The organism is Parafilimonas terrae (assembly GCF_900115755.1).
GTDB lineage: Bacteria > Bacteroidota > Bacteroidia > Chitinophagales > Chitinophagaceae > Parafilimonas > Parafilimonas terrae.
In genome coordinates this window covers 45,937-67,655 of the sequence record NZ_FOXQ01000016.1, presented here as the reverse complement: position 1 = coordinate 67,655, position 21,719 = coordinate 45,937, and the positions used below count along the sequence as shown (strand labels likewise).

21 protein-coding genes and 1 tRNA gene are annotated in these 21,719 nt (G+C 38.9%); 16 read left to right on the top strand and 6 right to left on the bottom strand.

Annotation, left to right across the window (positions count from 1 at the left end; genetic code table 11):
• The first annotated feature begins 118 nt into the window (after window positions 1-118).
• From BM015_RS19355 to BM015_RS19335, 5 genes are all read left to right on the top strand, one after another.
• A tRNA-Glu gene (locus BM015_RS19355) sits at window positions 119-190 on the top strand.
• A 57-nt stretch (window positions 191-247) separates the two neighbouring features.
• Window positions 248-379, top strand: coding sequence for a GIY-YIG nuclease family protein (locus tag BM015_RS22075; protein WP_090662664.1), 132 nt, complete (start codon window positions 248-250; stop codon window positions 377-379).
• A gap of 238 nt (window positions 380-617) precedes the next feature.
• Window positions 618-890, top strand: coding sequence for a GIY-YIG nuclease family protein (locus BM015_RS19345; protein ID WP_090662660.1), 273 nt, complete (start codon window positions 618-620; stop codon window positions 888-890).
• A gap of 192 nt (window positions 891-1,082) precedes the next feature.
• Window positions 1,083-1,535: a DUF1573 domain-containing protein gene (locus BM015_RS19340; RefSeq protein ID WP_090662658.1), complete on the top strand. Its 453-nt coding sequence runs from the start codon at window positions 1,083-1,085 to the stop codon at window positions 1,533-1,535.
• 146 nt (window positions 1,536-1,681) lie between these two features.
• Window positions 1,682-2,470, top strand: coding sequence for an OmpA/MotB family protein (locus BM015_RS19335; RefSeq protein WP_090662656.1), 789 nt, complete (start codon window positions 1,682-1,684; stop codon window positions 2,468-2,470).
• Between the two features lie 223 nt (window positions 2,471-2,693).
• Here BM015_RS19335 and BM015_RS19330 read toward each other — a convergent pair whose 3' ends face one another.
• Complete coding sequence (locus BM015_RS19330) at window positions 2,694-3,803, bottom strand: endonuclease/exonuclease/phosphatase family protein (protein WP_090662654.1); 1,110 nt, start codon at window positions 3,801-3,803, stop codon at window positions 2,694-2,696.
• A 94-nt stretch (window positions 3,804-3,897) separates the two neighbouring features.
• On the opposite strand from BM015_RS19330, the gene BM015_RS19325 reads away from it, so the two are divergent.
• A complete protein-coding gene (locus BM015_RS19325) occupies window positions 3,898-4,434 on the top strand; it encodes a DUF488 domain-containing protein (RefSeq protein WP_090662652.1) in 537 nt (178 codons plus the stop codon).
• A gap of 15 nt (window positions 4,435-4,449) precedes the next feature.
• On the opposite strand, the gene BM015_RS19320 is transcribed toward BM015_RS19325, so the two are convergent.
• A complete protein-coding gene (locus BM015_RS19320) occupies window positions 4,450-6,117 on the bottom strand; it encodes a DEAD/DEAH box helicase (protein WP_090662650.1) in 1,668 nt (555 codons plus the stop codon).
• A gap of 217 nt (window positions 6,118-6,334) precedes the next feature.
• Between BM015_RS19320 and BM015_RS19315 the strand changes: the two genes are divergently transcribed.
• Together BM015_RS19315 and BM015_RS21635 are read left to right on the top strand one after the other, a co-directional pair.
• The gene (locus BM015_RS19315) at window positions 6,335-7,192 is read left to right on the top strand and encodes a phytanoyl-CoA dioxygenase family protein (RefSeq protein ID WP_090662648.1); all 858 of its coding nucleotides are present in this window, start codon (window positions 6,335-6,337) and stop codon (window positions 7,190-7,192) included.
• Between the two features lie 461 nt (window positions 7,193-7,653).
• On the top strand, window positions 7,654-7,797 hold the full coding sequence (locus BM015_RS21635; protein WP_177191967.1) for a hypothetical protein: 144 nt from the start codon (window positions 7,654-7,656) through the stop codon (window positions 7,795-7,797).
• 60 nt (window positions 7,798-7,857) lie between these two features.
• On the opposite strand, the gene murI is transcribed toward BM015_RS21635, so the two are convergent.
• Both murI and BM015_RS19300 read right to left on the bottom strand, forming a co-directional pair.
• Entirely contained in the window at window positions 7,858-8,676 is an 819-nt protein-coding gene (murI, locus tag BM015_RS19305) for a glutamate racemase (RefSeq protein ID WP_090662720.1), read from the bottom strand.
• A 26-nt stretch (window positions 8,677-8,702) separates the two neighbouring features.
• A complete protein-coding gene (locus tag BM015_RS19300; protein WP_090662644.1) occupies window positions 8,703-9,224 on the bottom strand; it encodes a DinB family protein in 522 nt (173 codons plus the stop codon).
• A gap of 399 nt (window positions 9,225-9,623) precedes the next feature.
• On the opposite strand from BM015_RS19300, the gene cobA reads away from it, so the two are divergent.
• The 4 genes from cobA to BM015_RS19280 all read left to right on the top strand — a co-directional run bounded on the left by cobA (window position 9,624) and on the right by BM015_RS19280 (window position 14,650).
• The gene (cobA, locus tag BM015_RS19295; RefSeq protein ID WP_090662642.1) at window positions 9,624-10,517 is read left to right on the top strand and encodes a uroporphyrinogen-III C-methyltransferase; all 894 of its coding nucleotides are present in this window, start codon (window positions 9,624-9,626) and stop codon (window positions 10,515-10,517) included.
• Window positions 10,507-12,213 carry a diflavin oxidoreductase gene (locus BM015_RS19290; protein WP_090662640.1) on the top strand — a complete coding sequence of 569 codons (1,707 nt, stop codon included), beginning with the start codon at window positions 10,507-10,509 and terminating at the stop codon, window positions 12,211-12,213. The genes cobA and BM015_RS19290 overlap by 11 nt, the downstream gene beginning before the upstream one ends.
• Before the next feature lie 67 nt (window positions 12,214-12,280).
• A complete protein-coding gene (locus tag BM015_RS19285) occupies window positions 12,281-13,930 on the top strand; it encodes an NADPH-dependent assimilatory sulfite reductase hemoprotein subunit (RefSeq protein WP_090662638.1) in 1,650 nt (549 codons plus the stop codon).
• 120 nt (window positions 13,931-14,050) lie between these two features.
• The gene (locus BM015_RS19280) at window positions 14,051-14,650 is read left to right on the top strand and encodes a precorrin-2 dehydrogenase/sirohydrochlorin ferrochelatase family protein (protein ID WP_090662636.1); all 600 of its coding nucleotides are present in this window, start codon (window positions 14,051-14,053) and stop codon (window positions 14,648-14,650) included.
• An 18-nt stretch (window positions 14,651-14,668) separates the two neighbouring features.
• Here BM015_RS19280 and BM015_RS19275 read toward each other — a convergent pair whose 3' ends face one another.
• A complete protein-coding gene (locus BM015_RS19275) occupies window positions 14,669-15,610 on the bottom strand; it encodes a DUF3078 domain-containing protein (RefSeq protein WP_245751510.1) in 942 nt (313 codons plus the stop codon).
• A 350-nt stretch (window positions 15,611-15,960) separates the two neighbouring features.
• Between BM015_RS19275 and BM015_RS19270 the strand changes: the two genes are divergently transcribed.
• Genes BM015_RS19270 through metH form a run of 3 tightly spaced genes read left to right on the top strand, consistent with a single transcriptional unit; the run spans window position 15,961 to window position 20,752 of the window.
• Window positions 15,961-16,980, top strand: coding sequence for a homocysteine S-methyltransferase family protein (locus BM015_RS19270; protein WP_090662632.1), 1,020 nt, complete (start codon window positions 15,961-15,963; stop codon window positions 16,978-16,980).
• Between the two features lie 3 nt (window positions 16,981-16,983).
• Window positions 16,984-18,069 (top strand): PDDEXK nuclease domain-containing protein, encoded by a 1,086-nt coding sequence (locus BM015_RS19265; protein WP_090662630.1) that lies wholly within the window; start codon window positions 16,984-16,986, stop codon window positions 18,067-18,069.
• Window positions 18,062-20,752: a methionine synthase gene (gene metH / locus BM015_RS19260; protein ID WP_090662629.1), complete on the top strand. Its 2,691-nt coding sequence runs from the start codon at window positions 18,062-18,064 to the stop codon at window positions 20,750-20,752. The genes BM015_RS19265 and metH overlap by 8 nt, the downstream gene beginning before the upstream one ends.
• A 108-nt stretch (window positions 20,753-20,860) precedes the next feature.
• Here metH and BM015_RS19255 read toward each other — a convergent pair whose 3' ends face one another.
• Entirely contained in the window at window positions 20,861-21,118 is a 258-nt protein-coding gene (locus BM015_RS19255) for a hypothetical protein (RefSeq protein WP_090662626.1), read from the bottom strand.
• Window positions 21,119-21,193: 75 nt separating this feature from the next.
• On the opposite strand from BM015_RS19255, the gene BM015_RS19250 reads away from it, so the two are divergent.
• Window positions 21,194-21,652: a regulatory protein RecX gene (locus BM015_RS19250; protein WP_090662624.1), complete on the top strand. Its 459-nt coding sequence runs from the start codon at window positions 21,194-21,196 to the stop codon at window positions 21,650-21,652.
• Window positions 21,653-21,719 lie beyond the last annotated feature (67 nt).

The window sequence follows — 21,719 nt, the reverse complement described above, 5'->3', positions numbered from 1 at the left end:
ATAATTGTAAAGAATAAATTAGAATTCAAACCGGGCATTAAATATTCTGTTTCAAAAAAAACTAAAAACTTTGTTCATTGGCAAATGGCTATTATCTTTGCGCTCCCGCAATTAAAGCGGCCGGTTCGTCTATCGGCTAGGACATCTCCCTTTCACGGAGGAAAGACGGGTTCGATTCCCGTACCGGCTACAAAGGAAAGGTTAAGTTAACCCCATATTCAGATTATTGAGTGTGGGGTTTTTGTTTATGATTACTGTTTATGTTATAGAAAGCCTTACTGATTCCACCTGGTATACAGGCATGGCCAAAAATGTTTTGCAAAGATTGAAAGAACATAATAGCGGCAAGAACAGGTTCACAAAAGGACACAGGCCATAGAAAATCATTCATACCGAAACGCATCCTTCATGGGTTGAAGCACGTGCAAGAGAGAAATACCTGAAAACGGCCGCAGGTAAAGCCTGGCTAAGAAAATATCTTACTGAAACCGGAGGAAAGACGGGTTCCCTGCCTGCGTGAACGCAGTTCAGGCAGGGATTCTCCCGCAATAAGCGGGACTCAAAGGAAAGGTTAAGTTAACCCCATATTCAGATTATTGAGTGTGGGGTTTTTATTTATGATTACTGTTTATGTTATAGAAAGCCTTACTGATTCCACCTGGTACACAGGCATGGCCAAAAATGTTTTGCAAAGGCTAAAAGAACATAATAGCGGCAAGAACAGGTTTACAAAAGGACACAGGCCATGGAAAATTATTCATACTGAAACGCATCCTTCCTGGGTTGAAGCACGTGCAAGAGAGAAATACCTGAAAACGGCCGCAGGTAAAGCCTGGCTAAGAAAATATCTTACTGAAACCGGAGGAAAGACGGGTCCCCTGCCTGCGTGAACGCAGTTCAGGCAGGGATTCTCCCGCAATAAGCGGGACTCAAAGGAAAGGTTAAGTTAACCCCATATTCAGATTATTGAGTGTGGGGTTTTTGTTTTTAACCCTAAAATTTTATTGTTAGAATCGCCGCAAAGTTTTTCAACAAATATTTTTAAAAGTGAAAGTTACTTTTGAAACTGAAATCTTTTTCGCATGAAGACAGTCATTCTTATTTTATTCTCTTTATTTATCATTTGTGCATGCAACAACAATAAAAAGTTTGATGAAAACAAAGAAGCCGCAGCACCCATATTAAAATCACAGGCAGACACCGCTAACTATACCGAAATTCAATGGGTGGATTCTATTATTGATTTTGGAACAATGAGAACGGAAGATTCGATGCATTTTAAATTCAGGTTTAAAAACACAGGCTCAAAGCCTTTATTCATTTCAGAAGCACAATCGTCTTGTGGCTGTACGGTAACAAATTATCCAAAAGATCCCATTATGCCGGGCAAAACCTCTTTCATATCAGCAACATTTAACAGCAACTTTTCCATCGGGCCTGTCTTTAAAACAATAACTGTTATGGCTAATACGAAAAACAATAACCAGCATGTTTTGCTGCTGCACGGCGAAATAGTTTCAAAAGAAAACAGGTAATCAGCCTGAAATTATTTCTTTAGCCGGTATATGTTTTTCCCAATGATTATCAGCCATATCTGAAAATATACCAGTGAGGCTTTATTTTTGGGCGCCCCGATCCATAGCTCTGGCATAATTTTTAAACGGCATATAAAAAATTTTTTATGAAAAGAAAATTTTCAGGCCTGCTGGCATTGGCTATTATCCTGCTGCTGTCATCATGCGTTGCAAAAAGAAAGTTGCTGGATGCGCAAATGCAATACAGGACTTTGCAAAATGACAGTTCTTTAATGGCATCAAAAATTGCAGCACAGCAAGCAAGCATTAATAAACTGCAAGCTGATATAGATGCGCTGAACAAACAAAACAATCAATTAAGCACCGATGCGTCCAATAAAGTAAATTCATTACAGCAAAACCTGCAGGCACAGCAAAAACGTTTGCAGGATTTGCAAAACCTGCTTGACCAGCAGCGTAAAGCTACAAGTGAATTAAAAAATAAAATGATCAATGCCCTCGTTGGTTACAGCGACAGCGACCTTACCGTTACACAAAAAAACGGGAAGGTTTATGTAAGCCTCAGCGAAAAGTTTTTATTTCCTTCAGGCAGCGCGGTAGTTAACCCGGCAGGAAAGGAAGCCTTAAGCAAGCTCGCCAATGTGTTAACTGCAAATCCTGATATTGCTGTAACAATTGAAGGCCATACAGATTCAATTCCTATCCGCATGAAATTTGAAGATAACTGGGCTTTAAGCACTGCACGGGCTACGAGCGTTGTAAGGATTTTGGTGAATGATTATAAAGTGGACCCAACAAAAATAATTGCGTCAGGGCATGCATGGTTTGACCCGGTTGACACTAACAGCACGCCTGAAGGCAGGGCGCGAAACCGTCGTACGGAAATTATTCTCACACCTAACCTCGACCAGATTTATAAATTGCTTGAGCAATAAATAAAATATTTAAACTTTTATTATTGAATAATTTAAGTATTGATTATCCTGTTTTTCCTAAACAGCTTGAATAAAAAATCCTTGCTTAAAATTTAATAATAATAAAAATCATTTTACCTTTGCAATGTTTTTTAAGGGTTTAGGGTTGAAAAAACCCCGCCTAGTCTTAGGCGGGGTTTTTATTTTATATACGCTTGTTATAATTATTTATAGTGAACAGGTTTCAAACAGATGGCGCATCTGTAACTTCATCACCTGTTTGTGGTGGTATGAGTTTACTCCTGAGGTAATCATCTGTATGATCTATTTTCACTTCAACCCACATAGGCAGATGATCGCTCATTTGATAAGTTCTCCAGTACGTTTTATAATAAAGTGTTTTGTTTTGCCTTTCATTGCCTCTGCTGGTTGTATAGTAACGATCACCCATTGCTGGTATATATAATTCTTCGTCCTGCTCTGTAAACACCACTTCATAAAAATTAAAAATACCCGCATTATTTGTGGCCTCAAACCTGCCGGGTTTTACCTTAAAAGCAATCTGGTCGTAAAACTTATTTTGCAAAGCGTTTGACGGAAGGCTTTGCAGTTGCGGCGGTATTTCAAACCCGGCCTGCAAAATAGCTGAATAGGTTTCATCTTCCGGGCTGTAAATATTAAAATCGCCAAGCAATACAAGATTATCCGACCACTCAAATTTATCTGCTGCTTTTCGTGCAAGCGCATTGGCAATATCTTTAATTTCTTTAACCCTGCGCGGATCATTGGCAGCAGATGTGCCATACAAAATATGAACAGTTGAAAGCATAAAATCTGCCCAGCCTGCTTTAAAGCCGCACAGGTAAGGCGTTCTGGCAAGCTGCTTAACGGGCTGATAAATTGTTTGGCCGGTATCAGGATCTTTTGCTTTAAAAGGAGGCAACATAACTTCACCTGCAAGCCCGCCGAATTTTACTTTCCTTGTATCAAACACAAAAGCCAGCCTTTCTTTATTGCCCTGCCTGCCCTCAGTAACATCAGTAATAATATATTCCCAGTAACTGCCTAAAATACGCATGAGCTTTTTCAGCGCTTTCAAATCCTGCCTCACTTCCTGTATGGCTATGATGTCAAACTTTGAAACAATTTCCGCTATATAATAAAACGCTTCTTCAAGCCGGTCTCCATAAGCAGGTGAATCAAACTCACGTATATTCCACGATGCAATAAGCAGGTTTTTTTCAAGATGCTTCTGCGGTATTTCGTTATCGAGTTTTATACGTAACTTAAGCAACCTTTCAATGGTGCGTTTGCCATTAACGGTATGGGCATTTATGTTTTGGTAGAAGGGCATAATAACTTTGGTTCAATAAATGTAGCAATATTGTTCTTTTGTTAGTCGTTTTTATGCCAGTTAAAAGCATCAGTTTAAATAAAAAAACAGCCGTATAAAACATAATAAAGAAATATGGACAATCGGGCATTCCACGAGAACGCTGGAACATTTTGTTGAGATGCTGCAATCGTTTAACATAGAATTGCTTGCCGATATACGCAGCTTTCCCGGCTCAAGGCGCGTACCGCAATTCAACAAAGAAAACCTTGAAGAATCAATGCCTGGAAGCGGAATAGCTTATGTGCATTTAAAATTACTCGGCGGCAGAAGGCCGGTGCATAAAGACTCAAAAAATACAGGCTGGCGGCATCCTGCTTTCAGGGGTTATGCAGATTATATGGAGACAGATGATTTTAAAAAAGGTATTGATCTACTGGAGGCGATGGCCATAAAACAACGTACTGCCTATATGTGCTCGGAAGCGGTCTGGTGGAGTTGCCACCGTTCTATGGTATCAGATTACTTAAAGCTGAACGGGTGGCTGGTGCATCACATTATGGAAGTGAATAAAGCAACAGAACATACCTATACACAGCCTGCAAAAATTGTAAACGGGAAATTATTTTACGGTGAGCAAACGCTGCTATAAAAAAGGCAAAGCAGCTTACCTGCTGTTTGCTTCATTCATTCTTATCCTTCTGCCTTTATAATTTTTACCATCTAAAGAGCGCATCATTTGTTTGGCTGCCTTGCTGTCAACTTCAACCCAGCTATTCATTTCACGCATATCAATTTTGCCAAGTACATCCTTACGCAGGTCGCTCATATCAAGAATAAACTGCAGAAAACTTGCTTTATAAAAACCATCTTTTGTACCAAGGTTTACAAACAACCTTGTATAATTACCGTTGCCATAATTTTCCTGGCGGTTTCTGCCTTTACCCCTGTCATCGCGCCTTTCACTTCCTCTTGCACCCCTTGCCCCGCCAGGTTCTCTTGCTGGCTGGCGCATATTTAAATCTTCGGCATTTTCATAATATTTCAGAAAACGGTCAAACTCCAGCGCCGCTACTCTTTTCAGCACTTCTTCTTTGCTTACATCCGAAAATTTCTCAGCAAGCATGGGCACATACGTTTCATAATCGCCGTGGCTTATATCAGCCTGCAACAATTTATCCATAAAGAAGAAAAACTGCTTGCGGCAAACATCTTTGCCCGATGGAATTTCCAAACGGTGAAACGGCTGCTGCACGATTTTTTCAATTTGCTTTAAGCGGTACATCTCACGCGTATGCACAATGCTCATGCTGATACCGGTATTGCCTGCACGGCCTGTTCTTCCACTGCGGTGCGTATAAACTTCAACATCATCGGGCAGTTCATAATTGATAACATGCGTTATGCCCTGTACATCAATACCACGCGCTGCAACATCTGTTGCTATCAATAACTGTAAACTTTTATCACGAAACTGCCCCATCACTTTATCACGCTGTCCCTGTGTTAAATCGCCATGCAACGCATCAATATCATAACCTTCCCGGGTAAGCTTTTCTGCTATTTCCTGTGCATCGGCTTTAGTGCGGGTGAATATCAAACCATAAATACCGGGATTAAAATCAATCAGGCGCTTTAATGTTTCATACCGGTTTTGCGCAGACGTTACAAAATACTGGTGATCGATGTTTTTATTACCGGTATTGGCTTTACCAACCGTTACTTCAAAAGGTTCGTTCATGTAACGGCGGCTTACTTTTCTTATTTCGGGTGGCATGGTTGCACTGAATAACCAGGTGGCTTCACGGTTTGGCGTATTCTGCAAAATAAATTCTATATCGTCCTGGAAACCCATGTTCAGCATTTCATCTGCTTCATCCAATACCACATATTTTATTTGTTCGAGGTTGATGGCTTTGCGTTCAATCAAATCAATCAAACGGCCAGGCGTTGCCACCACAAGCTGCACGCCTTTTTTAATATCTTTTATCTGCATGCCAATGCTTGCACCGCCATATACTGCCACCACATGCATGCCGCGAACCCGCTTTTTAAATAATTCTATTTCGTTTACAATCTGTATGCATAATTCCCTTGTGGGGCAAACAATTAATGCCTGCGGATATTTATCGGCCACAGCAACTAACTGCAGCAAGGGCAGGCCGAACGCAGCCGTTTTACCGGTGCCGGTTTGAGCAAGGCCTATAAAATCTTTTGTACCGCTTAATAAAACCGGTATTGCTTTTTCCTGTATGGGTGTAGGGTTTTCAAATCCTAATTCTGTTATTGATGCGAGCAAATGCTCGTTCAATCCTAATTCTTCAAAACTTGCCATCTTAAAAATTTGCGCAAAGGTAAATGAATTGTGAGTGGTGAAAATATTTATAGGCCAGAGATGCACAAATGAAACCTGCGCATTCGTGAATAGCCTTAAGTAACCACATTGAATGATGAATAACGAATGTATTATTTTTATAGCAATAATCGCTATCCCAGTCTTAACACTCATTTATGTATCAATAATTTTATCTTCAAACTTTAAAACGATTGTTATGGCACATATTCTTAATGATACAGAAGTAAATACTTTTAACCGCGATGGTTATGTGATTGTAAAGAGCTTTTTTTCAAAACCTGAAATTGATAAACTGTATGGCATTGCTGTTAGCGACAATGTAGTAAAAAATAATGCACTTGACCTGAACGATCAAACGGGTAAGAAAACAAAACTTACTTTATGGTTTACGCCCGGCGATGATGTGTATAGCTGCATGTTGCGTAGCGAACGTATGGTGTATTCCGCTGCAAAATTGTTAGACAGCACTGCGCCTGTTTGCCACTTTCATACAAAGCTGATGCAGAAAGAACCGAAGGTTGGCGGGGCATGGGAATGGCACCAGGATTATGGCTACTGGTATAAAAATCAATTTCTGTTTCCGGACCAGTTGGTGAGCGTGATGATTGCTTTAACAGAAGCCAACAAAGCCAATGGTTGTTTGCAGGTAATAAAAGGTTCGCACAAAATGGGCAGGGTGAACCACGGGTTTGCCGGTGAACAGGTTGGCGCTGATATGACGATGGTAAATAATGCACTTAAAACAATGGAGCATGTTTACGTGGAATTAGAGCCGGGCGATGCATTGTTTTTTCATAGCAATATTTTACATCGTTCTGAGGCCAATACAAGCGATAAGCCAAGATGGAGTTTAATTTCCTGTTATAATTCCTTATCTAATCCTGCCTATAACGATGAAAGCACTTCATGGAAAGAACCTGTAAAAATTTTACCCGATGATGCATTAATGAATGATAATGCAGGAAGCGCATCATTGCAGGGAGATTTTTTAAAGAAAGAAAAAGACCCGGCGCTGAAAGAAACAGGCTGGGAAAAAGAAGTGGCAACAAATTAATTACAGCCGCCGTTTTTATTTTAATATACTTTGATACTGTATCATCTTTAGTATGTTAAAAATGATAGCAATTAAATTTAAGTTGCGACCTTTAGAAGATTAATGAAAATTTTTAGCGCCTTTATATTGCTGCTGATGTTATTCTTTTTAGCAGAACCCTTATTTGCTAAAACGAACAAGGATAGCATTTGCGTTAAAGATTGCTGCAGCAAAAAGCCACATAATACTAACAATCCATGTACAGGTATCTGTAACCCCTTTTTTAGTTGCATATATTGTCAATACATTCCTAAAAAAACAATTGAAATAACTGATTTAAGCCAGCCAATAACCAGTAAGTCTTTTGAGTTTACTATGCAGGATATTGCAGAAGGTTGCTTGCTGGCCTGCTGGAAACCGCCAAATTATTTTATGCTTTAATTAAATGGACAAAACATTTTTAAACGTATAAAATTATAATTATGAAGAAAATAATTGTTGCAGCAGCAACAACGCTTATTGCGTTTGTTAGCATTGCACAGGCAGGTAATAAACCAAAAAGCGCGTCTTGTTGTGATGGCAGCGCTTGTTGCCATCCCGGCAGTGCTTGTTGTTCAACCAAATAAGTTTACAGGTTGATGTAACGGTCCGTTCGCTTAGCGAACGGACTTTTTTATTTATAATATTTACAGGCTTATTTGTTTAGATATTACTTTCTTCCTGTAGAAAATGCTGGCGTGATTATTAAAATCTTCTGAGGAATCTGTTGTATAAAATTGAATGGTTTTATTTTTTGAAAGCTGCGTTTCTATTTCAGCATGACGAAGCAGGTAATCTTTAAGGCTTGCTGCAACAAGTTCAGCTTGCGCAATTACATTAACGCCTTTGGGCAAAAACTTTTCTATCTTTTTTTTTATTAATGGATAATGTGTGCAGGCCAGCAATATTGTATCAATCTTTTCATCTTGTTTCAATAAATCATTGATATATTTCTGAATGAAATAATCCGCTGCTTCATTTTCAAATTCATTATTCTCAATCAGCGGTACAAGCATAGGGCAGGCTTGTTGCACAACTTTTACCCGGGGAAAAAATTTATTTATCTCTATAAGATAAGATTGCGATTGCACCGTACCGCTCGTTGCCATTATGCCCACATGGTTCGTCTTAGAATAATTACCAATTATTTCTGTTGTCGGTCTTATTACACCTAATATTTTTTTACCCGGAAACTTTTTATCTAAATCGTTTTGCTGTATGGTGCGCAAAGCTTTTGCAGATGCAGTATTACAAGCCAGTATAATTAACGGGCAGTTTTGTTTAAACAGCCAGCTTACGCATTGCAATGTATATTGATATACGGTTTCAAAAGAACGGTTGCCATAAGGCGCCCGGCCATTATCGCCAAGATAGATATAATCATATTGAGGTAAATGTTTTGTAAATTCTTTCAACACTGTAAGGCCGCCATAACCCGAATCAAAAACACCAATTGGAGCTTGCATATAATTCAAAAATAAATGCCTGACGATTAATCAAATTTTAAAGTCTGCAAAACTTTTATAGTAACTAATAACTGGCCGGTATGCCGCATAGTGTGTTCAGCCGAATGAAACAATAAACCCATTACAGTGGAAGGTATTTGTTTGCGGCCTACATACCTTATTTCAGTTAACGTGCTTTCATCTGTTTGTTTTAATTGTTCAATTGACTTTTCTGTTTGCTGATGTAAATGTTCCAGCAAAAATGCCAACGTGATAGTTTCGTTTTCTTTGCCCTCACTTTTTAAATAAGCAAGTTGCGATTCGCTTAATGCTTCGCCTTTTGCGTAAGTAAACAGCCTGTCCTGAACGCCGGCAATATGCTGCAAATGAAAACCAGCAGAAGCAAGCATTGCTGGCCTTTTCCATAATAGGTCCTCATTAAAATCAAGCAGGATTGCATTTATTTCTTCAGCGGCCTGCAAGAGTGCATGTGCTACAGGTTGCAACAATGGTGGTATGGAGGGCAGCGGGCCTCTTAACCAAACTTCGGGTAATTTTTCCTGGCTCATAGTAATTAAATAATGATATAGCTTAATAAAATTTACAGGCTCACAAGTTCACGAGTTTATTCCAGATTCCCAATACCTGTTTCTTATCTTTTAACTTTCAAGCGTTCAACTTAACCAACTAACCACGCGTACTAACAAACATTTGCTTTGTTATAGCGATCATTTATTTTTTAAATCACTAAAAAAAATTTCATTTTTTTATTATCAGCATTTTATATTTGCCGCTCAAAGCAAGCAAATGTTTAATCCTTCTTCACTGTGTTGTTGTATGTGTTACATCTCTACGGGGAAGGAACTTGTATTGCGATAATTCAAAATAAAAAACGCAAGAAATTATATAAAGCCTTCTCCACAAGAGAAGGCTTTTTGTTTTAATACACTATTATCAACAACAGCAAAATGAGCAATGCACCAACAGAAGCACAAAGCGCAAATACCGGTAAAATTTATTTTATCGGTTCGGGACCAGGCAATCCCGACCTTATTACTGTTAAGGGCGCTAACCTGCTGGCACAGGCTGAAGTAATTATTACAGACAGGCTTGCCGGCGATGAAATCATCGGGCGCTATGCCAATCCCAATGCGATTATTATTGATGTGGGTAAACAGGGCGGCAATGAGAAATCATACAAACAGTCAGACATAAATAAACTGCTTGTTCAGTTTGCTAACCTGTATGAAAAAGTGGTAAGGCTGAAAGGCGGCGATATTGCTTTCTTCTCCAATGTTTATGATGAATTACAAACACTTGCTTACAATAACATAGCTTATGAAATTGTTCCCGGTATTACAGCCGCATCAGGCGCATCTGCTTTTACAGGCGTGCCTTTAACGGCAAGAGGTTTTGCCAGCGGCGTGAAATTGCTAACACATTTTAATAACAGTATTATTGATAAAGAAAGCTGGAAGCAATTGGCAGCATTTAAAGAAACGCTTGTTTTTTATATGAGCAGTAACAATCTTGCTTCAATAATTGAACAGCTTATTAATGCAGGCGCTGATAAATCAATACCTTTTCTTGTGATTGAACAGGCTACAACGCCTAACCAGCGTGTGCATGCATTTACGTTGCAATCTTTTCCCGCAGAACCCATTCAGTTTAACAGCCCTTCCATAATAATAATGGGAAAAGTAGCAGGGTTACATGAAAACTTTTCATGGTATAAAAACAATAGCGTTGCCGGCGAAAATTATTTCCGCAGTGTTGAAGAAGCAACAGCATATCTCAAAATAAATCCATTTATCACCAGGCCTGTTGAAGGCGCACAAAAAATTACTGAAAATGTTGACTGAACAAAAATTCAAATCATTTAAAGATTTTATCCAGGATTCATCAAGGGATGAAATAATCTGGATGAGCGGCTACCTGGCAGGCGTGTCAGATAAAAATACAACGGCAACGCCACCGGCACAACCTGAGATTGTTGCATCAACAGAAAAGCTGGTTATTACAGTAGTATATGGAACAGAAACAGGCAACTCGAAAAAAATAGCTGCAAAGCTTGCATCGGTTTTAAAAAGCAAGCAGCATAAAGTAACGCTTAAAGCATTGGATCAATACAATGTTGCCAACCTGCAAAAAGAAAGCACGCTGTATGTTGTAATGAGCACACATGGCGATGGTGAAACACCATCTGCAGCTAAAAAATTCTACGACCATCTGTATGCAAAACAGCATGACCTTTCTAATTTAAAATATGCGGTGCTTGCGCTGGGAGATAGCTCATACCCATTGTTTTGCAAAGCAGGTGAAGATGTGGATACACGCCTTGATGAACTAGGCGCCATAAGGCTTTTGCCGCTTGAAAAATCAGATCTTGATTTTTATCCTGTTTCCGAAGCATGGATAAGTAATATCGTAAATCATCTTCCCACAACGGCTAATTTGCTGGCGCCAAAACCGCAGCCCAAACAGGCAAAAAACGGAAAGCATTTTTATAAAGGTGTAGTACAATCGCACATCAACCTGAATGATAAAGGCTCATTAAAAGAAACATTCCATATTGAAATTGGCACAGAAGAAGCCATTTATTATTTGCCCGGCGATTCTTTGGGTATTGTGCCTGTAAACACTGATGAGGACGTGCAGGAAATACTATCCCTGCTTTCAGCAGATAAAAACAAAACAGTAACATATAAAGATGAGCAATTCACGCTGCTTGATTTGTTTAAGACCAAGGTAAACATCCTGCACCTGCCTGTTCGCATTATAGAAAAATATGCAAAGCTTATTGAATCAGAATTACCATTGATAAGGCTTGATCTTAAAAATATTTTGGCGCTTTATCCTTTAACGAAAAATATTTTACTCGAAGATTTCATTGCTATCCTCGAGCCTATTACGCCAAGATTATATTCTATTTCATCATCGCCGTATGCGCATGGCAATAATGAAATCCATATTACCGTTGGCCGCAATAAATTTTGGGTGAATGATAAAGAAAAATATGGCTTTTGCAGCAGTCATTTTGCAGGCTTGAATGAAGGCGATGAAGTAACGTTTTATATCAACTCAAATGATAACTTCCGCCTGCCGCTGCAAGATAAAGATGTAATTATGATCGGGCCCGGAACAGGCATTGCACCATTCCGCTCATTTCTTTTTCACAGGGATGATGAAAGCGCACCGGGAAGAAACTGGCTGTTCTTTGGCGATCAGCATTTTCATAAAGACTTCTTATACCAGAGCGAGTTGCTTTCTTTATTCGACTCCGGTTTGCTTACCAGGTTAAACACAGCTTTTTCAAGAGATCAGAAAGAAAAAATATATGTGCAGCACCGCATGCAGCAGCAATCAAAAGAATTGTTTAACTGGATTGAAAGCGGCGCATACATTTATATCTGCGGCTGCAAAGACACAATGGCTAAAGATGTTGAAGCAACATTAATTAATATTATCAGCCAGGAAGCAAACATTAATGAAGAACAGGCAGCAGGCTATTTAAACAGGCTGGAAGATGAAGGAAGATTTGCAAAAGACGTGTATTAAAGCAGCCCGTTTTTTACATACGACTTACATTAAAAAATTTAACCGGTTAACATAACTCATACCACTAATGTCAGAATCAGTAGTAGAAAAAATCAAAAAAGAAAGTAAAGGCCTGCGCGGCTCTTTAAAAGAAAGTTTATTGGATGAACATACAGGCGCTATACGCGAAAGCGACAGGGCGCTTATAAAATTTCACGGCATGTATATGCAGGATGACCGTGACCGCAGGGATGAACGCGCTGAGAAAAAATTAGAGCGCTTATATTCTTATATGATCCGCTTACGCTTGCCGGGCGGCCTGCTTTCAGCAAAACAATGGATTGCTTTACATGAAGTAACCAATAGCTATACAACCGGTGTTATAAAAATTACAACAAGGCAAACGGTGCAGTTGCATGGCATTTTAAAACATCACATTAAACCCACCATAAAAGATTTTAATACCGTTAAGCTCGACAGCATTGCAGCCTGCGGCGATGTAAACCGCAATGTTATTGCAAGCGCTCATCCGCGTTTCAGCGCTGTATATGAAGAAATATTTTCTTATGCCGGAAAGCTGAGTAAGCTGTTATTGCCCAAAACACATGGTTATTATGAAATATGGCTTGATGAAGAAAAAATTTCTCCTGAACTTGAAAAAGATGAATTATACCAGGACAGGTATTTTCCGCGCAAATTTAAAATAGCTATTGCCATTCCGCCTTATAATGATGTGGATGTTTTTACAAACGATGTAGGCCTTATTGCTATTGTAGAAAACAACGAACTGGTGGGTTTTAATGTAAGCGCAGGCGGCGGCATGGGCGCCACACATGGTAATGCTGAAACGTATCCAAGACTTGCTTCCATGCTGGGCTATGTAAAAAAAGACGACTTGTTTAAAGTGGTTTATGAAATAGCGACAACCCAAAGAGATTTTGGCAACAGGAGCGACAGGAAACTGGCACGTCTTAAATATACCATTGACCGCATGGGCGTTGATGTATTTAAGAAAGAAGTGGAAACAAGAAGCGGCATACCATTCGAGCCCGAAAAAGAATATGCGTTAACCATACGCCACGATGAATATGGCTGGCATAAAAATCATGAAGGGCTTTATTATTACACTGCCTTTATTGAAACCGGCAGGGTATATGATGGCGATAAGGTGCAGTTTAAAAAAGCATTCTACGAGATAGCAAAGACGGGTAAAACACAATTCAGGTTTACCTGCAATCAAAACTTAATTATAAGCGATATAAAACCTGAAGACAAAGATGAAATTGAAAATATACTGCAGCAATATGGCGTGATACAGGCCACACAAAATGCTTCGCCCGTAAGGCGCAATGCCATTGCCTGCGTGGCTTTAAACACCTGCCCGCTTGCATTTGCAGAAGCGCAGCGCTACCTGCCTTCATTAATAGATAAAATTGAAGATATTCTTGACAGGTATAATTTAAACAACGAAGAATTGCATGTGCGCATGACGGGTTGCCCCAATGGCTGCGGCAGGCCTTATGCTGCGGAAATTGGTTTTGTAGGCACCGCATTGGGCAGGTATAATATTTATCTCGGTGCTGATGCACTTGGCAAACGTTTAAACAAATTGTACAAAGAAAACCTTGAAGAGCCGGAAATATTAAGTACGCTCGATGCATTGCTTAAAGATTTTTCTGCCAACAAAAACCTCAATGAATCTTTCGGGGATTACGTAATAAGAAAAAAGATTGTGTAACAACTTATTCCGGCGCCAGCCGGCGAATGCAGGAACCGCTTACAATTTTCAAACAATTTTTTTGCAGGTTCTTTCTCGTCGGCCTGGCTCAATTTTTTTTAAAAGAATAAAAGAATATTTATGAGCGCTGATAAAAACAATCTCTTCCCGGTATTCTTCAAGCTTGAAGAATTGCGCGTGCTTATAATAGGCGCCGGAGAAATTGGCTATGAAAAACTCAATACCGTTTTACATAATTCACCCGCAGCGAATGTTACTGTGGCTGCCAGTTTTATTAAAAAAGGAGTACGTGAACTTGCTTTCAAACATAAGCATGTGCAGCTAATACAAACATCGTATCATCCTGAATTATTAGATAACAGCGATTTAATTATAGCGGCAGTAAATGATATTGATCTGGCAGAACGTATAAGAAAAGATGCAAAACAAAAAGGCAAGTTGCTGAATGCCGCTGACAAGCCTTCGCTGTGCGATTTTTATCTGGGTTCTGTTGTCACCAAAGGCGATGTAAAAATTGCCATTTCAACCAATGGCAAATCGCCCACACTGGCAAGAAGGTTAAAGGAGTTTTTTAACGAAGTACTGCCCGAAGAAATTGAAAGCCTTACCAACAATCTTAATACAATAAGAAACAATATTCAAAGCGGGCTAAAGGAAAGAATAAAGAAATTGAATGAAATTACGGCATCACTGGTTGAAGACAATGAGCAGACTATATGAGTAATAAATGCAGCGCTGCTATGTTCCTACCTTTATTAAAACACCAATGCCAATAACTGATTTTAACTGCAATCGCGGCGAATTTGCTTTGGGGCCGAATACGCGTACATCGTCATCATATATCATATCCACATTCCACGTTACTGCAAATTTTTTACTGAACTTGGCTGCAAATAAATTCGTCATATATACATCCACATTAAAAGGGTTGTGCTCATAATTTGAAAACAGGTCTATCCTTGAATTATAGGTTATAGTTTTAGTGAAATTGCTGTTGAAAATAATTGTTCCAAAAGCACCCACCTGGCTTAAAAAATGCTTGCCGCTGTCAACGCCGTAAGCTCCAATTTTTGAAAGTGTTGGGTTCAGCATTACAATCCATCTTGATGATACGGGCGAAACGAATATAGACAGGTTTTTTACCGGCTTATAATCAAACCCCGGGCTAAATAAAACATAGCCTGGCGAAAATGCAGTTGAAGAAAACACAGGATACTCGGGGTTTGCATAAGTATATCCGTCAAAAAACTGCGTTCGCAAACTAAATAAGCCCGTAACAGAAACTTTAGAACCCAGGTAATATCCAAGCTTTGATAAAAAATCAAGCCGGTCATCACTTTTACGTGTGCCTAAAGTGGTTGTATGAATGTAGCCGATATTTATATCAAGATTATTATCCCAGGTTACCTTATTTTTTTTATAAAAGGCATGGGCATTAGCATACATATTCATGGTCACGGAGAAATTATCACCGCCTGCGGCCCAGTCTTTTAAAGCACTTTGCGCCACGTTTAAATTAAACATGCCGCCTTTTATCCATTTCTTCTTAAGTGTATCAGGCACATCCTTTTTAATAGTGCGGCCTGCTTCGGTTTTAAGAATCGTTATTGTAGGATCCTGCGCTTTTAAATTAAACTCAATAAACAATATGAGGAATGCAAGAAACCATTTTCTCATCATGCTGCGTGTGTACTTACGTTGCTTGGAATGCTTACAAAAGTCTTAAAATAATTCTTGTATAATGTTCTATACATGTTAAAAATTTAGCCACAATTCTTTAACAAAATTTCACCAGTTTGTTTATAATAATTTCTTGATTACTTTTGCACCACAAGGCGGATTTGTTTATTGTTCGGCCTTAAAAATTCAGAACTAATAAACGCACAAACTTCACTATTAAGTTTCCCTACGTTTATAATTCAGATTATTTTTTGGTTGCCGGCCAATGAACTCCGGTTGAGTTTCGTTGTGTCACTCCCTTGTACTGCAGTGCTAATGGCATCTGTGGTTTCAATTTCAAATCATCCTGTATGAACATTAAAGAACTTTTAAATCAACGCATCTTAATAATTGATGGCGCCATGGGCACTATGATACAGCGTTATAAATTATCAGAAACAGATTACCGCGGCGAACGTTTTAAAGACTGGGGTTCGGACATAAAAGGCAATAATGATCTGCTTTGTTTAACGCAGCCGCAAATTATTAAAGCCATCCATAAAGAATACCTTGAAGCCGGTGCAGACATTATTGAAACAAACACGTTCAATGCACAACGGGTTTCACTTGCAGATTATAATATGCAATCATTGGCTTATGAAATAAATTTTGAAGCCGCAAAAATTGCGAGGGAAGCCGTTGAAGAATTTTCGGCCAGCTCTCAACCGCCAACCGTCAACCGCTTTGTTGCCGGCGCCATAGGGCCCATGAATAAAACATTATCGCTTTCTCCCGATGTAAATAATCCAGGTTTCCGCGCCTTAACTTTCGATGAAGCCGTGGAGGCTTATTATGAGCAGGTAAAAGGTTTGGCAGAAGGCGGTGTTGACCTGCTCTTAATTGAAACCATTTTTGATACTTTGAATGCAAAGGCAGCAATATTTGCTATTAAAAAATATTTCAGAGATGAGAAGAAAGCATCATTACCAATCATGATCAGCGGCACTATAACTGATGCCAGCGGCAGAACTTTAAGCGGGCAAACGCTGGAAGCATTTTATAATTCCGTTGCGCATGCAAAGCCGTTAAGCGTCGGTTTAAATTGTGCATTGGGCGCAAAAGAAATGCGGTCACACATTGAAGAGTTATCCCAACTGGCTTCCTGTTATGTTTCTGCCTATCCGAATGCAGGTTTGCCAAACGCCATGGGAGAATATGATGAACAGCCCGAAGAAACGGCCTGCTTTATTGAAGACTGGGCAAAAGAAGGATTTGTAAATATTGTTGGCGGTTGTTGCGGTACAACACCCGACCATATACGATCAATAGCAGAGCACGTAAAAAAAATTCAGCCCAGAACATTGCCTGTTGTTGAAAATATTTATGCTTAATATATGGCTATCATAAATTCCCAATCCCTTTTCAAGAATATAAAAATTCTTATTGAGGCTTCAAGAGAGCATGTTCTGCAATCAATAAATACTGCCCTTGTTGAAACCTATTATAACATTGGGAAACTAATAGTAGAATATGAACAGCAGGGAAAATCCAGGGCTACGTATGCAAACAAAACTTTACCCTCTTTATCAAAGAAATTAACTGCAATATTTGGCCGTGGTTTTTCTGTAGATAATCTTGAGTATATGCGCAGGTTTTATCTTGTATACTCAATTTCCGAGACAGTGTCTCGGAAATTGGTTCCGGGTTTATCAAATGCTTCAAAATCCGAGACAGTGTCTCGGAAATCTTCCACTTCTACTTTTAAATTAAGTTGGTCGCACTATATTTTCTTAATGCGTATAGAAAACGAACAAGAAAGAAAATTCTATGAAATAGAATCTATAAATGAAGGCTGGAGTTTAAGAGAACTAAAAAGACAATACGACAGTGCATTATATGAAAGGCTTGCTTTAAGCAGAAATAAAAAGAAAGTAAAAGAACTTAGTTTAAAGGGGCAAGTAATAAAATCTGCGAGTGATGCAATTAAAGATCCTTACATTTTAGAATTTCTTTCGTTAGCAGAACATGAATCTTACAGCGAAAGCGAGTTTGAAACAGCCATTATATCAAAGCTCGAAGACTTTTTAAAAGAGCTCGGAAAAGGCTTTCTTTTTGTTGGAAGGCAATACAGAATAACACTTGAGGAAGATCATTATCACATCGATCTTGTTTTCTATCATCGTATATTAAGATGCTTTATTTTGATCGATCTTAAAATTGGGGAATTAAAACATGCAGACATCGGGCAAATGCAGATGTATGTAAACTATTTCGATAAAGAAATAAAAGAAGCTACAGAAAACAAAACAATCGGAATTATTCTTTGTAAGAACAAAAAAGAAAGTATAGTAAAATACACGTTACCCAAAAACAACAATCAAATTTTTACAAGTAAATACAAGATCTATTTACCAGACAAAAAGGAGCTTCAGCAATTAATGGAATCTGAAGTAGAATATAAAATAACATTGCATGAGTGAGAATATTATTAAGCCCTACATGCGGCTCGCGGGTTTGGAATCTTTGACCATCAGGCCCGAATCAAATTTTGTAAATATTGGTGAACGCACAAACGTAACAGGTTCAAAAAAGTTTGCAAGGTTAGTTCGTGAAAACAAATATGAAGAAGCGTTAAGCGTTGCAAGGCAACAGGTGGAAAACGGCGCACAGGTATTGGATGTAAACATGGATGATGCATTGCTGGATGGCGTTCAGGCAATGACAACTTTTTTAAACCTGCTGCAAAGCGAGCCTGATATTGCCCGCATTCCAATAATGATAGATTCATCAAAGTTTGAGATTATTGAAGCAGGCTTAAAATGCGTGCAGGGCAAGTGTATTGTAAATTCCATTTCATTAAAAGAAGGCGAAGAAAAATTTATACGCCAGGCCGAAACCTGTAAAATGTATGGCGCAGCAGTAGTGGTAATGGCTTTTGATGAAAACGGCCAGGCAGATACATTGGAAAAAAGAGTAAGCTTCAGCGAAAGGGCGTACAACATTCTTACAGAAAAAGTGGGTTATGATCCGCAGGATATTATTTTCGACCCCAATATATTTGCCATTGCAACCGGCCTTGAAGAACATAATAATTACGGCGTAGATTTTATAGAAGCCACCCGCATCATTAAACAAAAAATGCCCCTCACAAAAGTGAGTGGCGGTGTAAGTAATCTTTCATTCTCCTTTCGCGGTAACGATCATGTGCGTGAAGCCATGCATAGCGTATTTCTGTATTACGCCATCAAAGCAGGCATGGATATGGGCATTGTAAATGCAGGGCAATTGGTGGTGTACGATGAAATTGAGCCTGGATTAAAAAAACTATGTGAAGATGTTATTCTTAATCACAATAATGATAATAACGAAGCCACTGAAAAACTGATTGCTTTTGCAGACACCGTTAAACGCAAAGGAAAGGAAGAAAAGAAAGATGATGCCTGGCGCAACACACCTGTTGAAGAAAGGCTGAAACATTCGCTTGTAAACGGTATTACAGATTTTATTGAAGCGGATACCGAAGAGGCAAGACAAAAATATCCGAAACCTTTAACCGTAATTGAAGGCCCGCTGATGGATGGGATGAACGTTGTGGGTGATTTATTCGGAAGCGGTAAAATGTTTTTGCCGCAGGTAGTAAAAAGCGCAAGGGTGATGAAAAAAAGTGTTGCCTACTTAACACCGTTCATTGAAGAAGAAAAGAAGAATAACCCGCAGCCCGGAAACGGCAATGCGCCCCGTGTTCTTATGGCAACCGTTAAGGGCGATGTGCATGATATTGGTAAAAATATCGTTGGCGTTGTGCTGGGTTGTAATGGATATGATGTGATTGATTTGGGTGTGATGGTTCCGGCGGATAAAATTTTAGACACCGCCATAAAAGAAAACGTTGATATAATAGGCTTAAGCGGATTAATAACACCTTCATTGGATGAAATGGTGCACGTGGCGCACGAAATGAAACGCCGCAATATGCAGCAGCCTTTATTAATTGGCGGCGCTACCACATCAAGAACGCACACTGCAGTAAAGATTGCACCGCAATATGATAATGGCGTTGTTCACGTATTGGATGCATCACGCAGCGTAACGGTGGTTACAAATCTCCTGAATAAAAAACAGAAAGAAGAATTATTAGACAATACACAAAAGGAATATGAAGCGCTGCGCAAACAGTTTTTAAATAAACAGGCGCATAAAGTATTGATCAGTTATGAAGAAGCGGTTGTGCACAAAGAGCAACTGAACAGTGAAAATTATACACCGGTCAAACCTAATGTTGATGGCATAAAAGTGTTTAAAGATTTTGACCTTGCTACCATTGCAGATTATATTGACTGGGGACCATTCTTTATTGGCTGGGAAATGCCGGGCAAATTTCCCGCAGTATTATCAGATAAAAATTTTGGTACAGAAGCTACGAAACTGTACAATGATGCGCAGGCTTTATTAAAGAAAATAATTGACGAGCATTGGTTCACGGCTAATGGTATAATTGGTTTCTGGCCGGCAATGAGCAATAACAAAGACACAGTTACCTTACAAACAAAAGATGGAGAAGTTAAGCTTGAATTTTTAAGACAGCAATCGAAAAAGGCCGCAGGGCAATTTAACTTTTCACTGGCTGATTTTGTAAGCCCATACGCAGGAGAGGTTACTGATTACATGGGTGCCTTTGCCGTTACTATTTCAGGCGCAAGACAACACATTCAAAAGTTTGCAGCGGAGAATGATGATTATAACAAAATAATGGTGCAGATATTAGCAGACCGCATGGTAGAAGCTTTTGCAGAATGCCTGCATCATAAAGTGAGAAAAGAATATTGGGGTTATGACAAAGATGAAACGTTTTCCAAGGAGGAATTAATTCATGAAAAATATAACGGTATCCGCCCGGCGCCCGGTTATCCGGCCTGCCCCGATCATACTGAAAAAATAAAATTGTTCAATCTTTTAAATGCTACAGAAAATATTGGCATTACACTAACGGAAAGCCTTGCCATGGATCCGCCGGCATCTGTTTGCGGCTGGTACTTTGCACATCCGCAAAGTCATTATTTCGGGCTTGGAAAAATTGGTAAAGACCAGTTGGAAGATTATGCAAAAAGAAAAAATATGAGCATGGAAGAAGCAGAAAAATGGCTAAGCCCAAACCTGGAATAACATTATTTATTCTTTTGCGAATCTTTCCATTGCTGCACACCGGCAGGATCAATAATAATAGCTATAATACCAAAACGCCATAAATTGAAGGCGCTGTTATTATAGCAGTTATGGTTTGTTTTTGATCAATAATGCTAATAAGAAAAATACCGTGGCTACGCCGATATAAATTGCCATAGAAACAATACGGGCAACACCATATTGCTGCATTGCCATAAGAGTTCCGAGCAACAGTTGAACCGCTGCTAATACAAAAAGTATATTCCTTGTTTTTTTTACAGGTTTATCATAGCCTCCATTTGAAGGATCGTTTTCTTGAAGCAAATCAGTATTGGTTGAATTTTCAGCAGTTGTATTTTGGTTCATGATGGTTGATTTAAAACAAACTTAATTTTTTATTTTAAATATTATATTCACTTGTTTAAAATAGTTCAACATTTAATGAACGATACATTACAATCTGCCCTGGAAAAAGCAAAACATTATTGCGCTTACCAGGAAAGATGCCACAGCGAAGCGCGTGATAAATTATACTCATTGGGCTTGCACCGCAATGAAGTTGAGCAATTGCTCACGCAACTTATAGAAGAAAATTATTTGAATGAAGAACGTTTCGCCATAGCTTATGCAGGTGGCAAATTCAGGATAAAGCAATGGGGGAAAGAAAAAATAAAGTATGCTTTAAGGCAGAAAAGGATCAGCGATTATTGCATTCGCAAAGCATTATCTTCAATACCAAATACTGATTACAATAAAACATTTAATACTGTTGCCGGCAAGAAATTGGCTACCCTGAAAAGCGAGAAAAATATCTTCATTAAAAAGAGAAAAATAAAAGACTTTTTGCAGCAAAGAGGTTTTGAATTAAAGTTAATCAATGATTATTTAAAAGAAATATGATTTAGTCCATAAACAGAAACCTGCTGCACCATTTGATATTCCCCACTCCAGCCAACCAGCGATTCAT